We start from the raw sequence: 13409 nt of genomic DNA on the forward strand, positions 1-13409 counted from the left end.
TCGGAGGCAGGCTGTGGGACTGCCTCGGACATGTGAGAAGGGACCCGCCTCAGGCGGGTCCCTTCTCACATCTGGTCGGGGTGACAGGATTTGAACCTGCGGCCTCTTCGTCCCGAACGAAGCGCGCTACCAAGCTGCGCCACACCCCGTTTTGCAACCGTTCAAGTCTACATGCGCAGCCGCGCAACGACGAATCGGCGTCAGGCGGAGCGCGGCGTCAGCGTGAGCAGCGTCGCCTCGGGGCGGCAGGCGAAGCGCACCGGCGCGTAGATGGAGTGCCCGCATCCGGCGCTGACGTTCAGGGGCACGGTACGTCCGCCGTGGCTCCACGTGCTCAGGCCCTTGGCCTGCTTCAGCGGGATGTCACAATTCGCGACCAGCGCGCCGTATCCCGGCAGGCACACCTGCCCGCCGTGCGTGTGACCGCCGAAGACGACATCCGCACCGAGATCCACGAAGCGGTCCAGCACGCGGCGGTAGGGCGCGTGGGTCACGCCGATCGCGGATGCACCTGCCGGGCGCTTCCCGAGGGCGGACAGGGCTCCCGGGAGTGCATCGAGCTCGTCCCAGTCGCGATGGGCGTCGTTCACGCCGAGGAAGTCGACCGTGTTCCCGGCGATCTGCAGGCGTGCGGCGGCGTTGTTCAGGTCATTCCAGCCGAGCTCATCGGTGAAGAAGGCGTCCATGGCATCCGTGTCGAGCAGCACCGCGCCGCGCACGTGCCGGGAGGGACCGCCGAAGTACTTCAGCGGATTGCGCGGTGACGGCGCCTGCACGTCGTTGGAGCCGTGCACGAAGACCCCGGGGATGCCGGCCAGGGGAGCGAAGGCCCGGCGGATGCCGCGCAGGCCGTCCTGATGGCCGAGGTTGTCGCCGGTGTTCACCACGAGGTCGGGCTCGAGCTCGGCGAGAGAGGCCAGCCACTCCTGCTTGCGGTGCTGCCAGGGCGCCATGTGCGCATCTGACAGATGCAGCACGCGCACAGGAGCGCTGCCGGGCGCGAGTGCGGGCGCGATGACCTCGCGCACGGTGAACAGGTACCGTTCGATGCCGATGCCCCACACCGCCGCCGCGACACCGGCGGCCCCCACCGCGCCGAGCGCGATGAGGGCCGGGTGTGCAGACCTGCGGGAACTCAATCGTCCTCCTGCTGGCAGGTGAGCGTGACCGTCGCGCCGGGTTGCGCCTTCGACTCGGCACCCGGGTCCTGCCCGGTGACGGTGGCGCCCCCGTTGCAGCCGTCGCCCGAGACGTCGAACCCGGCGTCCTGGAGCGCCTTGCGCGCCTGGTTGAACTTCGCGCCCGTGACGTTCGGCACCGTCTTCTCGGGCGCCTTGCCGGTGCTCGGGCTCAGCGTGACCGTGGTGCCGCTGGGAACCTGACCTGCGCCCGGTGTCTGCGCGGCAATGAGACCGGCGCCGACGGTGCTGTCCACCGGATCGCCCACCTGCACGGAGAAGCCGGCGCCTTCGACGATGCTCGTCGCCTCTTCGACCGACTTGCCCACGACGTCGGGCAGATCCTTCAGCACGCGACGGATGAGGTTGCGGTCGGGCTCGGGGAAACGCGAACCGGGGTAGAGCCTGTCCGCGGCGCGCTGCAGAGCCTTCGAGACGTTGTAGCGGACCGTGTTCAGTGGTCTGCCGTTGAAGTACTCGCGGTTGAGGTAGTAGTCCTTGCCATCCATCTTGCCGGCATAGACGAAGGTCGCAGCCTTCGTGCTGGACATGGCCATGGCCGTGCCCGCGTTCTGGTGCGTACCCGTCTTGCCGATGAGCGGCGTGCCGTCGTACGGGTTGGCCGGGCCTCCCGTTCCGCCGTTCATCACTCCCTGCAGGGCGTACGCCGCCGTCGCTGCGACCTCGGGAGAGAGCACCTGCTTGCAGGACGAGTCGGGCAGGGTCATCTCCTTGCCGTCCGGCCCGATCACCTTGTCGATCGCCCGCGGCGTGCAGTAGATGCCCTTGTTGGCGACTGTCGCGTACGCGCCGGCCATCTGGATCGGCGCGATGTACTTGGACCCCAGAGTCGTCTCGTACGGGTAGTTGCCCTTGTACGGCTCGCTGTCGGTCGGGGTTCCCGTGACGGGAGCGAGATTGCCGAGGTGAACGCCCATGGAGGCGGCGGTCTTGTTGATCTCGCACAGATCGAGCTGCTGCGCCATGGCGAGGAAGCCCGTGTTCAGCGAGGTGCGCGTGAAGTCCATCACGTTCGAGACGCGTCCGCGGTTGTTGCCGAAGTTCTTGACGAGCTCGCTGTTCGTGAACGGCTGACCGCAGACGGTGAACTCCTTGAAGATGCGCGTGCGGCCGTCGAGCACCTCGTTGACGGAGTGCCCCTGCTTGAGCCACTCCACGAGGGTGAACATCTTGTACGTCGATCCGCCGGGGACGCCGATGGAGTTGCCGTGCGCCTTGTCAGCGGCGTAGACCAGGCCGGTCTCGCCCTTGGCCTTGTTGGCCCGGTCGGTCTCATTGAACTTGGTGTTCTGCACCATGGCGATGATGCGCCCCGTGTCCGCCTCGACGGTCACTCCGGTTGCGCCGAAACTCTTGCCTTCGAGGTAGACGGGGGCGTAGAAGTCGATCGCCTCGTTGCCGGGGCGCTGAACGCGCATGTCGAGCGAGGTGTACACGCTCAGGCCTCCGCGACGCAGCGTGTCGGCCCGCTCGGCGTCGCTGCTGCCGAACGCCTCGTCGTTCTCGATGACTTCCTTCACGTACTGGCAGAAGTACGCCTGATCTCCGGCCGCCTGGCATCCCTGCGTGCTCGGCTTGATGTTCGGCGTGATGGGGAGTGCCGTGGCGTCCTCATGCTGCTTCTCCGTGATCTTGCCGTCGGCCAGCATGCGGTCGAGCACGTAGTTGCGGCGCAGCTTGGTGTCGGCGTAGCCGTCTTCCTCGGTGTTGCGCACCTTGCCCGTGCTGTCGGTCCAGCTGCCCTTCTTCTTGTCGAAGCGGAACCGGTTGGGGTTCTGCACGATGCCGGCGAGGGTGGCGGCCTGGTCGAGGGTGAGCTTCTTGGCGGTGGTGCCGAAATAGTAGTTGGAGGCGGCCTCGATGCCGTAGGTCTGGCCTCCGAAGTTGGCGACGTTCAGATAGCCGAGCAGGATGTCGTTCTTCGAGTAGTCCTTCTCGATCTGGATGGCGTAGCGCATCTCCTGCAGCTTGCGCTCGATGCCCTCCGCGCCGCTCGCCTGCGTCGCATCGGTCCAGCAGGCGTTGAGCTTCTCCGAGTAGTCGGGATCGCTGGGGGACGTCTCCTGCTCGCACTCCTGGATCAGCACGTTCTTCACGAACTGCTGGCTGATCGTCGACGCGCCGCGCGAGGACGTGCCCTTCACGTAGTCGAGGAGCGCGCTCGCGGTGGATCCCAGATTGATGCCGCCGTGCTCGTAGAAGCTCTTGTCCTCGCTGGACAGCAGTGCGTCGTACAGCAGCGGGGAGACCTGGTCGAAGGTCACCGGAACGCGGTTCTGCTCGTAGAACTTGGCGAGCTGGAAAGGCTTGCCGTTGTCGCCGGTCGCGTAGAAGATCGTCGGCTCCATCGGAGTGCCCGGGGTGAGGCTGTCGGGCAGGTCCTCGAAGATCGACAGGGCCTGGGAGCCGGTGACCCCGGCGATGGCGATGGCGGGGGTGACGGCTGCAGTCGCCAGCACACCGGCGACGGCGCTCAGGCCGACCAGGCCCAGCAGCCCGCCGAGCACACCCTTCACCGTGCGTTTCGTTTGAGGCATACGCTTGATGCTAGGGGAGTTCCCTGAATAGAAGCCTCGACGTCCGGCCTCGCCGCCGTCGACGACACGCAGGAGTGCCATGACCACGTGGGAGTATCTGACCACGCCGCTGCTGATTCACAACACCGCCGCGATCCTCAACAACTGGGGCAAGCAGGGCTGGGAGCTCGTGCAGGTCGTGCAGGGCCCCGAGGGCGGCCTCGTCGCCTACTTCAAGCGGCCGGTCACCCAGGATTCCACGGCCAATGCCGGCCTCGCCGCCGCTGCTGAAGCAGCTCGTCAGTTCGAAGGCGATGTCCTGAGCGAACGCAGTGAGTCGAAGGGAGACACCCAGTGAGCATCGCCACCCGCCTTGAGGAGCTCGGCATCGAGCTTCCCGCCGTCGTCGCCCCCGTGGCCGCGTACGTCCCCGCCGTCGTGCACGGTGGCGTCGTGTACACCTCGGGTCAGCTGCCGTTCGTGAACGGCGCGCTGCCCGAGACCGGCAAGGTCGGCGCGGAGGTCGACGCGGATGCCGCAAAGGGCTACGCCCGCACCTGCGCGCTGAACGCGCTGGCCGCCGCCGCTTCCGCCGCCGGCGGGGTCGACCGCATCGCCGGCGTGCTGCGTGTGGGCGGCTTCGTGGCATCCGACCCGTCGTTCACGGGCCAGCCCGGTGTGATCAACGGGGCCAGCGAAGTGCTCGGCGAGATCTTCGGCGACGCGGGCAAGCACGCCCGCGCCGCGGTCGGCGTGGCCGTGCTGCCCCTGGACACTCCCGTCGAGGTCGAGGTCGCGTTCATCCTGGCCTGACCTTCGACGAAGCGGCCCCTCCCGGAATCCGGAGAGGGGCCGCTTCGCGCAGGGGCTACTTGACCTGCTGCGTGATGGTGCTCATGACCATGGTGTCGGCCAGGGTCGTGGTGTCGCCGACCTCCCGGCCCTCGGCCACATCGCGCAGCAGACGCCGCATGATCTTGCCCGAGCGGGTCTTCGGCAGCTCGTTCACGATGTACACATCGCGCGGCCGGGCGATGGGCCCGATCTGCTCGCCGACCCAGGCGCGCAGCAGCGCCGCGAGGCCCTCGGGGGAGTGCTCGTCGAGGTAGCTCTGCTTGATGATGACGAACGCCACCACGGCCTGGCCCGTGGTCTCGTCCGATGCGCCCACGACGGCCGCCTCGGCCGTGGCCTCGTGTGCGACCAGCGACGACTCGATCTCGGTGGTGGACAGGCGGTGGCCGGAGACGTTCATGACGTCGTCGACGCGGCCGAGCAGCCACAGGTCGCCGTCCTCGTCCAGGCGCGCGCCGTCGCCGGCGAAGTAGTACCCCTTGTCCTGGAACTTCTCCCAGTAGGTCTCCTTGAACCGCTCCGGGTCGCCCCAGATGCCGCGCAGCATCGACGGCCAGGGCTCGGTGATCACCAGCAGACCGCCGTTGCCGTTGCCCACGGCGTTCCCGTCGTCGTCGGTCACGTCGATCGAGATGCCCGGGAGGGGCACCTGAGCCGATCCCGGCTTGGTCGCGGTGATGCCGGGCAGGGGCGTGACCATCATCGCCCCCGTCTCGGTCTGCCACCAGGTGTCGACGATCGGGGTGCGGTTGCCGCCGATCACCTCCCGGTACCACATCCACGCTTCGGGATTGATGGGCTCGCCGACCGACCCCAGCACGCGCAGACTCGAGAGGTCGTACTGCTGCGGGACCTGCCGGCCGATCTTCATGAACGAGCGGATCGCGGTCGGGGCGGTGTAGAAGATCGTCACCCCGTACTTCTGGATCAGCTCCCACCAGCGGCCCGGATGCGGGGCATCGGGCGTTCCCTCGTACATGAGTTGGGTCGCCCCGTTGGCGAGCGGACCGTAGGTGACGTACGAGTGCCCGGTGACCCAGCCGATGTCGGCCGTGCACCAGAACACGTCGGTCTCGGGATGCAGGTCGAAGGCGTACTTGTGGGTGTACGCGGCCTGGGTGAGGTAGCCGCCGGAGGTGTGCAGGATGCCCTTGGGCTTGCCGGTGGTGCCGGAGGTGTACAGGATGAACAGCGGGTTCTCGGCCGGGAAGGCCTGCGCCTCGTGCTCCGCCGACGCCGAGGGCACCGCGTCGTGCCACCAGACGTCGCGCGCGTCGTTCCAGTCCACGTCGTTGCCCCCGCGCTTGACGACGAGCACGTGCTCCACGGTCTGCTGCTCGCCCTCGCCGCGGTCGCCCAGCGCCTGGTCGACGGCCGGCTTGAGAGCCGAGACCTTGCCCTTGCGGTATCCGCCGTCAGCGGTGATGACGACCTTCGCCCCCGCGTCGTCGATGCGCGAGCGCAGGCTGTCGGCGCTGAAGCCGCCGAACACCACGGAGTGGATGGCGCCGAGACGGGCGACGGCGAGCATCGAGACGACCGCCTCGGGGATCATCGGCAGGTAGATCGCGACGCGGTCCCCGTGACCGACACCCATCTGCGCGAGAACGTTCGCGGCGCGCTTGACCTCGTCGGTGAGCTCCGCGTAGGTGATGCGGCGGGAGTCGCCCGGCTCGCCCTCCCAGTGCAGGGCGACGCGGTCGCCGAGCCCGGCCTCCACGTGACGGTCGAGGCAGTTGTAGGCGACGTTGAGCTCGCCGTCGTCGAACCACTTCGCGAACGGCGGGTTCGACCAGTCGAGCACCTGCGTGAACGGCTTGTGCCAGTGCACGAGCTCCCGGGCCTGATCGCTCCAGAAGCCGAGACGGTCGGTCTCGGCGCGTTCGTACAGGGCCGGGTCGTCGATGGACTGGGCGACGAACTCCGAGGACGGCGGGAACTTCCGCGACTCATCGAGGAGGTGGTCGATCTGGCTGCTCATGGCAATTCGTTCCTTTGCGCGGGCTGGGAAACGTGTCGGGGCACGTCCGTGACACGGCGAATCTAGTCGCGGGCATGCCGGCGGCCTACTGTCGAAAGTCGGTAGTGGGTCTCGTTTGCGTCGAACTTCGCGCCTGCATACACTGACCTCAGCCGAATCTCATTCCGGCTTCAGCGCGCCCGACACCCCCCCCGAATACGGGCATGCGCGTGGGCGGCATCTCATTCCCCCCGTGAGGTGCCGCCCTTCGGTCTTCCTGCAGCAGGCACGGCGCCGACGCGCTCGTCCTGCACAGAAACGGTTTCCGCCGGATTGTGCACAGCCGCCGGGAAACCGGCATCCGGGCCTGCCCACATCGACCTAGCGTCGTCGCATGCCCGAACCGTTCGTCCTCCAGCCCCGCATCCACTCCGCGCCCTTCTCCGAGCCGGCGACCGCGCTGAGCGTCGACCCGGCATTCGGTGCGCTCACGGAGCACGTGCGCGACGAGCGGGTGACCGACATCTTCGTCAACGGCATGCACGGGCTGTACGTCGACCGCGGCGAAGGTGCGGAGCCCGTCGCGAACTGGCGGGCATCCGAGCGCGAAGTGCGCGACCTGGCCGTCGCCCTGGTCGCCGCCGGCGGGCGGCATCTCGACGACCAGTCGCCCTGCGTCGACGTGCGTCTGGACGACGGCATCCGGGTGCACGCCGTGCTCGCGCCGGTCTCGACCTCGGGAACGGCGCTGTCCATCCGCGTGCCGCGGGCGCTGCGCGCCGATCTGGACGCGCTCGCCGCATCCGGCACGTTCTCGCCGGCGCAGCGCTCCTGGCTGTCGCGGCTGGTGCGCGAGCGCGCGAACGTGCTGCTCACCGGCGGCACCGGCACGGGCAAGACGACGCTGCTGTCGGCCCTGCTGACCGAGGTCGGCGAAAGGGAGCGCATCGTCACGATCGAGGACGTCGCCGAGCTGCGCCTCCGGCATCCGCACCACATCTCCCTCGAGGCACGGCAGGCGAACCTGGAGGGTGCCGGTCGCATCACACTCGCCATGCTGGTGCGCGAGTCGCTGCGGATGCGGCCCGATCGTCTCGTGGTCGGCGAGTGCCGCGGAGAGGAGGTCCGCGAGCTGCTCACCGCGCTGAACACGGGGCACGACGGCGGCGCGGGAACGCTGCACGCCAGCGGACTGACCGATGTGCCCGCGCGGCTGGAAGCGCTCGGCGCGCTCGCCGGCATGGATGCGGTCGCCCTCGCCCGGCAGGCCGTCAGCGCCTTCACCGTCGTGCTGCATCTCGAGCGAGCGCCGGACGGGCGCCGGCGCATCGCCCGTGCGGGCCGGCTGATCCTCGTCGACGAGCGCCTGAGCATCGAGGAGGTGCAGCCGTGGTCATGAGGATGCCGTGGCGCCGCTCCTCCGAGAGCGATGCCGGGGCGGAGGCGGCCGCCGCCGCGGCGACCGTGCGCACCCTGGCGGTCATGCTGCAGGCGGGAGCACGTCCGACGGCGGCCTGGCAGCACATCGCCGACACCGGCGATGCCCGTGCCGCTCGGGTGACGGAGCGCTGCGCGGCGGGCGCGGTGCTGCCCGCTGCGATCGACGCCGAGGGCGGCGCATGGACCGACGTCGGCGCCGCGTGGGAGATCGCCACGATCGTGGGGGCGCCGCTGGCCGATGTGCTGCGGTCGCTGGCCGAATCGCTCCAGGATGCTGCGACCGCAGCCGACGACGTGCGCATCGCGCTGGCCGAGCCCATGGGCACCGCTCGGCTGCTGCTGTGGCTGCCCTTCGCCGGACTGCTCCTCGGGTTCGCGCTGGGGTTCGACACCGTGGGCGTGCTGGTCACCAACCCGATCGGGATCGCCTGCGTGATCGGCGGTGCCGTGCTGGTGCTCGCAGCGAGGATGTGGACCGCCCGCCTGGTGCGCGGCGCTCGCCCGCGGCCGGGTACACCGGGCATGCACGCGGAGCTCGTCGGCGTCGCCCTCTCGGGCGGCGTGGGCATCCCGCGTGCTCTGCGTCTGGTCGAGCACAGCTCCGCCGCCGTGCTCGACGAGCGGGAGGCGACCGAAGCCGTGCTCGAGCTGTCTCGCAGTGCCGGCGTGCCGGCGGGTGCACTGCTGCGGGCATCCGCCGCGCAGCAGCGTCAGGAGGCGCGGGTGCAAGGGCGTCTGCGCGCGGCGCGGCTGTCCTCGACGCTGCTGCTGCCCCTGGGCGCGTGCACCCTGCCCGCGTTCCTGCTGCTCGGTGTCGCACCGCTGATGCTCAGCGTGCTCGGCTCCGCACCGCTGCCGATCTAGACCCGGGACGAGAGCCGTCCCCTGTAAGAGAGAAGGAATGAGATGAACGAGAACGACCTGCCCGAGCTGACCAGGCACCGGGCCGCACGCCTGTTCGCCGACGAGTCGGGCGCGGCGACGGCCGAGTATGCGATCACGACGATGGCGGCGGTCGCCTTCGCCGGGCTGCTGGTGGTGATCATGCGCTCCGACGAGGTCAGGGGCATCCTGACCGATCTGGTCCGGCGGGCGCTGACGGTGTCGTGAGGAACGCAGCGGTGCGGTGCCACGCGGGGGCGGGCGACGAGCGGGGGTCCGTCGCGGCGGAGCTGGCCGTCGCCCTGCCCGCCGTGCTGATCGCCCTGCTGCTCGGCGTCGGGGCGCTGAGCGCCGCAGCCACCCAGGTCTCGCTGCAGGATGCCGCGGCCGATGCCGCCCGCCTGCTCGGCCGCGGCGAGGACGCTGCGCGCGCCGCCGGCGTGGTCCGCACGGCCGTGGCCGGGGCGCGGATGACGTCGAGCCGATCCGGCGACCTGGTCTGCGTCACGACGACCGCCGAGCTGGGCGTGGGCCGGGTGATCAGCATCCCGCTGCGGGCACGCAGCTGTGCTCTTCACGGAGGACTCTGATGTCCGCGTTCGCCGGAAGGAGGAGGCCGTCATGGCCGGTGCATCGCTCGCAGCCGGAGTGCTGAGCGTCGCCGCGACGCTGGCACTCGGGCTGGCGGCCGTCGGCGGGGCGGCCGTGACGGCTCAGCGCACGGCAGGCGCCGCCGATGCGGCCGCGCTCGCCGCCGCGGATGCCGCCTCCGGCGCCGTGCCGACCGGCCAGGAGCCGTGCGCGGTCGCCGCCCGGGTCGCCGGGGCGTCGGATGCCGCGCTGTCGGCGTGCCGCATCGACGAGCTCACGGCGACCGTCGAGGTCAGATCCGCGTACGCTGGTCTGGTCGCGATCTCCCGCGCCCGAGCCGGGCGACCCGAGGGATGACGCGACGAACACCGCGCATCCGCCGCGGGCAGCCGGCTCACCGCGTGCCGCCGCGACCCTGTGCCCCGCCCAGGAGAGCGGTGTGTATGGTGTGCTTCGGAGAAAGGACGCACTCTTGGCACAAGGCAAGAAGCTCGTCATCGTCGAGTCCCCGACGAAGATGCGATCGATTCAGGGATATCTCGGTGACGGCTACGAGGTCCTCAGCTCCGTCGGACACATCCGCGACCTCGCCGACAAGAAGGACATCCCCGCCGCCGACAAGGAGGCGTACGGCAAGTACTCGATCGACGTCGAGAACGGCTTCGACCCCTACTACGTCGTCTCGGATCGCAAGACCAAGACGGTCGCGGAGCTCAAGCGCGCGCTGAAGAGCGCCGACGAGGTCCTGCTCGCCACCGATGAGGACCGCGAGGGCGAGGCCATCGCGTGGCACCTGCTGGAGACTCTCAAGCCGAAGGTCCCCGTCAAGCGGATGGTGTTCCACGAGATCACCAAGGACGCCATCCAGGCGGCGGTCGGACGCACCCGCGATCTCGATCTCGCGCTCGTCGACGCGCAGGAGACCCGCCGCATCCTCGACCGGCTGTACGGCTGGGACGTGTCGCCCGTGCTCTGGTACAAGGTCAAGTCCGGCCTGTCCGCCGGACGCGTGCAGTCCGCCGCGACCCGGATGATCGTCGATCGCGAGCGCGAGCGCATGGCGTTCGTCTCCGCCGAGTACTGGGACGTCGAGGCGAGCGCATCCGCCACCGGTCAGGCGTTCGGCGTGCGCCTGGTCCGCATCGACGGCGGTCAGCTGGCCCGTGGCACCGACTTCGACGACACCGGAAAGCTCAAGAAGGCCGTCGTCGTGCTCTCCGAGGCGGAGGCCTCGACGCTGGCGGCGGCGGTCGACGCGGTCGGCTCTGCGACCGTCGGCAAGGTGGAGGCCAAGCCCGGCACGCGCAGTCCCTACGCGCCCTTCACGACCTCCACCATGCAGCAGGAGGCCGGGCGCAAGCTCTCGATGAGCGCGAAGCAGGCGATGAGCGTCGCGCAGCGCCTGTACGAGAAGGGGTACATCACCTATATGCGCACCGACTCGACGGCGCTGAGCACGCAGGCCGTCCAGGCCGCGCGCAGCCAGGCCGTCGCGCTGTACGGCGACGCCGCCGTTCCGCTCAAGCCCCGCGTGTACAAGTCGAAGAGCAAGAACGCGCAGGAGGCGCACGAGGCGATCCGGCCCTCGGGTGAGACCTTCCGCACGCCGGCATCCGTGTCCTCCGGGCTGGATCGCGAAGAGCAGCGCCTCTACGACCTCATCTGGAAGCGCACCGTCGCCAGCCAGATGGCGGATGCCAAGTACGAGACCACCACCGTCACCCTCGAAGCGGATGCCGACGGCCGGAAGGTCGAGTTCACCGCATCCGGCACCGTGTACACGTTCAAGGGCTTCCTCGAGGCCTACGAGGAAGGGCGCGACGAGAAGCGCAACGCGCAGGACTCCGCCGAGAACCAGTCACTGCCCGCCGTCGCCGTCGGCGACGAGCTGGCGATCTCGGACGCCACCCCGAAGGGCCACCGCACCACCCCGAAGCCCCGCTACACGGAGGCGTCGCTCGTGAAGGCGCTCGAGGAGCACGGCATCGGCCGACCGTCGACGTTCGCGAGCATCATCGGCACGGTCATCGACCGCGGTTACGCGAGCAAGCGGGGACAGGCGCTCGTGCCCACGTGGCTGGCCTTCAGCGTGGTGCGCCTGCTCGAGCAGCACTTCGCCGACCTCATCGACTACGACTTCACCGCCGCTCTCGAGGACGACCTCGATGCCATCGCCCGCGGCGAGCAGAACCGCGTGGAATGGCTGAAGTCGTTCTACTACGGCTCGGAATCGCAGGTCGGCCTGCGGCAGGTCGTCGACAATCTCGGCGAGATCGACGCCCGTGCGCTGAACTCGACGCGCATCACCGACACGGCCACGCTGCGCTTCGGCAAGTACGGTCCCTACCTCGAGGTCGCCGAATCCGCGGACCCGGATGCCAAGCCGCGCATCGTCAACGTCCCCGAGGACCTCGCTCCCGACGAGCTCACGGCCGAGAAGGCTCAGGAGCTCATCGACGCACCCGTCGCGGGTGATCGCGTACTCGGCGAGAACCCGGAGAACGGCAGGGTCATCGTCGTCAAGGACGGCCGTTTCGGACCCTACGTGCAGGAGAACGAACCGGTCGCCGACGACGACACCGTCGACGAGGCGACCGGAGAGGTCGTCGACGCGCCCAGGAAGAAAGGCGCGAAGAAGAAGGAGGCGGCGCCCAAGCCGCGCACCGCCTCGCTGTTCCGCTCCATGTCGGTCGAGACGATCGATCTCGAAACCGCGCTCAAGCTGCTGGGCCTGCCCCGCGTGGTGGGCGCCGATCCCGAATCGGGCGAGCAGATCACGGCCCAGAACGGCCGGTTCGGTCCGTACCTGAAGAAGGGCACCGACTCGCGCTCGCTGGAGAGCGAGTCGCAGATCTTCGACGTCACCCTCGAGCAGGCCCTCGAACTCTACGCCCAGCCCAAGTACGGCGGACGCCGTGCCAGCAGCGCGCTGAAGGAGTTCGAGGCCGACCCGGTCAGCGGCAAGCTGATCCGGATCCGCGACGGCCGCTTCGGCGCCTATGTGACCGACGGCGAGACGAACGTCACGATTCCGCGCGGCCAGACCCCGGACGACATCACGTTCGAGATCGCGGTGCAGATGCTCGCCGACAAGCGCGCCAAGGGCCCGGCCCCCAAGCGGGGTCGCGCGGCCGCCAAGAAGGCACCCGCGAAGAAGGCACCCGCCAAGAAGGCACCCGCCGCGAAGACCCCGGCGAAGAAGGCGTCTGCGAAGAAGTCGCCGGCGACCGACGCCGAGAAGGCCGCCGCCCGCTCAGCCGCAGCGAAGAAGGCCGCGGCGACGCGCGCCGCCAACGCCGCGGCGAAGGCGGGCTCGTGACGTCGGAGGGGCGCTGGATCACCCTCGAAGGTGGTGACGGCTCGGGGAAGACCACCCAGGCGGAGCTCCTCGCCGAATGGCTCGGCGCCCGCGGCCGCACCGTGCTGCGCACGCGCGAGCCGGGCGGGTCCGAGGTCGGGACCCTCATCCGCGATATCGTGCTGCACCACCGCGGCGAGATCGCACCCCGCGCGGAGGCGCTGCTGTACGCCGCGGATCGGGCGCACCACGTGGCCACGGTCGTGCGTCCGGCGATCGAGCGGGGCGAGGTCGTCATCCAGGACCGGTATCTCGACTCGTCCGTCGCGTATCAGGGGGCCGGGCGCGTGCTCGACGCCACCGAGGTGCGCGACCTGTCGCTGTGGGCCGCCGAAGGCGCTCTGCCCGATCTCACGGTCCTCCTCGACATCGATCCGCTCGTCGCGCGGCGTCGCCTCGACGCCGCCGACAAGCCGTTCGATCGTCTCGAGGCCGAGAAGGAGGAGTTCCACGCCCGGGTGCGCGAGTCGTACCTGGGGCTGGCGGCCGCCGAGCCGCGTCGCTTCCTCGTCGTGGACGCGACCCGCGACCCGGAGGACATCGCGACCCTGATCCGCGCGCGGGTGGCCGTCGACCTCTGAGACGTCGCGAACGCGACGTCACGGCCG

At 69.7% G+C, this 13409-nt stretch carries 12 protein-coding genes and 1 tRNA gene; 9 read left to right on the forward strand and 4 right to left on the reverse strand.

Annotated features, from left to right (window positions below; all coding sequences use genetic code 11):
- Positions 1-72 precede the first annotated feature (72 nt).
- The 3 genes from ACFWHT_RS13295 to ACFWHT_RS13305 all read right to left on the reverse strand — a co-directional run bounded on the left by ACFWHT_RS13295 (position 73) and on the right by ACFWHT_RS13305 (position 3736).
- Positions 73-149, reverse strand: a tRNA-Pro gene (locus ACFWHT_RS13295).
- 51 nt (positions 150-200) lie between these two features.
- Entirely contained in the window at positions 201-1139 is a 939-nt protein-coding gene (locus ACFWHT_RS13300) for a metallophosphoesterase (RefSeq protein ID WP_378829279.1), read from the reverse strand.
- A complete protein-coding gene (locus tag ACFWHT_RS13305; protein ID WP_378829281.1) occupies positions 1136-3736 on the reverse strand; it encodes a transglycosylase domain-containing protein in 2601 nt (866 codons plus the stop codon). The genes ACFWHT_RS13300 and ACFWHT_RS13305 overlap by 4 nt, the downstream gene beginning before the upstream one ends.
- A gap of 79 nt (positions 3737-3815) precedes the next feature.
- On the opposite strand from ACFWHT_RS13305, the gene ACFWHT_RS13310 reads away from it, so the two are divergent.
- Both ACFWHT_RS13310 and ACFWHT_RS13315 read left to right on the forward strand, forming a co-directional pair.
- Positions 3816-4073 carry a hypothetical protein gene (locus ACFWHT_RS13310; RefSeq protein WP_378829283.1) on the forward strand — a complete coding sequence of 86 codons (258 nt, stop codon included), beginning with the start codon at positions 3816-3818 and terminating at the stop codon, positions 4071-4073.
- Positions 4070-4528 (forward strand): RidA family protein, encoded by a 459-nt coding sequence (locus ACFWHT_RS13315; RefSeq protein WP_378829286.1) that lies wholly within the window; start codon positions 4070-4072, stop codon positions 4526-4528. Before ACFWHT_RS13310 ends, ACFWHT_RS13315 begins: the two co-directional genes overlap by 4 nt.
- 55 nt (positions 4529-4583) lie before the next feature.
- On the opposite strand, the gene acs is transcribed toward ACFWHT_RS13315, so the two are convergent.
- Complete coding sequence (gene acs / locus ACFWHT_RS13320) at positions 4584-6551, reverse strand: acetate--CoA ligase (protein WP_378829288.1); 1968 nt, start codon at positions 6549-6551, stop codon at positions 4584-4586.
- A gap of 373 nt (positions 6552-6924) precedes the next feature.
- On the opposite strand from acs, the gene ACFWHT_RS13325 reads away from it, so the two are divergent.
- From ACFWHT_RS13325 to tmk, 7 genes are all read left to right on the forward strand, one after another.
- On the forward strand, positions 6925-7929 hold the full coding sequence (locus ACFWHT_RS13325; RefSeq protein WP_378829290.1) for a TadA family conjugal transfer-associated ATPase: 1005 nt from the start codon (positions 6925-6927) through the stop codon (positions 7927-7929).
- Complete coding sequence (locus tag ACFWHT_RS13330) at positions 7926-8834, forward strand: type II secretion system F family protein (protein ID WP_378829500.1); 909 nt, start codon at positions 7926-7928, stop codon at positions 8832-8834. Before ACFWHT_RS13325 ends, ACFWHT_RS13330 begins: the two co-directional genes overlap by 4 nt.
- Before the next feature lie 42 nt (positions 8835-8876).
- A complete protein-coding gene (locus tag ACFWHT_RS13335) occupies positions 8877-9080 on the forward strand; it encodes a DUF4244 domain-containing protein (protein ID WP_378829291.1) in 204 nt (67 codons plus the stop codon).
- Positions 9077-9442, forward strand: a complete 366-nt coding sequence (locus tag ACFWHT_RS13340; RefSeq protein WP_378829293.1) for a TadE family type IV pilus minor pilin — start codon at positions 9077-9079, stop codon at positions 9440-9442. Before ACFWHT_RS13335 ends, ACFWHT_RS13340 begins: the two co-directional genes overlap by 4 nt.
- Positions 9443-9473: 31 nt before the next feature.
- A complete protein-coding gene (locus tag ACFWHT_RS13345) occupies positions 9474-9800 on the forward strand; it encodes a helicase (RefSeq protein WP_378829295.1) in 327 nt (108 codons plus the stop codon).
- Positions 9801-9915: 115 nt separating this feature from the next.
- Positions 9916-12762 carry a type I DNA topoisomerase gene (gene topA, locus ACFWHT_RS13350; protein ID WP_378829298.1) on the forward strand — a complete coding sequence of 949 codons (2847 nt, stop codon included), beginning with the start codon at positions 9916-9918 and terminating at the stop codon, positions 12760-12762.
- On the forward strand, positions 12759-13382 hold the full coding sequence (tmk, locus tag ACFWHT_RS13355; RefSeq protein ID WP_378829300.1) for a dTMP kinase: 624 nt from the start codon (positions 12759-12761) through the stop codon (positions 13380-13382). Before topA ends, tmk begins: the two co-directional genes overlap by 4 nt.
- Positions 13383-13409: the final 27 nt, after the last annotated feature.

Source organism: Microbacterium sp. NPDC058342, assembly GCF_042723935.1.
In the GTDB taxonomy this organism is placed as follows: Bacteria; Actinomycetota; Actinomycetes; order Actinomycetales; family Microbacteriaceae; genus Microbacterium.

Excerpts from the sequence above, each read along its gene's own strand:
- ACFWHT_RS13305 (WP_378829281.1), bottom strand. The coding sequence starts at position 3,736 with ATGCCTCAAACGAAACGCACGGTGAAGGGTGTGCTCGGCGGGCTGCTG.
- ACFWHT_RS13310 (WP_378829283.1), top strand. The coding sequence starts at position 3,816 with ATGACCACGTGGGAGTATCTGACCACGCCGCTGCTGATTCACAACACC.
- acs (WP_378829288.1), bottom strand. The coding sequence starts at position 6,551 with ATGAGCAGCCAGATCGACCACCTCCTCGATGAGTCGCGGAAGTTCCCG.
- ACFWHT_RS13325 (WP_378829290.1), top strand. The coding sequence starts at position 6,925 with ATGCCCGAACCGTTCGTCCTCCAGCCCCGCATCCACTCCGCGCCCTTC.
- ACFWHT_RS13330 (WP_378829500.1), top strand. The coding sequence starts at position 7,926 with ATGAGGATGCCGTGGCGCCGCTCCTCCGAGAGCGATGCCGGGGCGGAG.
- ACFWHT_RS13335 (WP_378829291.1), top strand. The coding sequence starts at position 8,877 with ATGAACGAGAACGACCTGCCCGAGCTGACCAGGCACCGGGCCGCACGC.
- ACFWHT_RS13345 (WP_378829295.1), top strand. The coding sequence starts at position 9,474 with ATGGCCGGTGCATCGCTCGCAGCCGGAGTGCTGAGCGTCGCCGCGACG.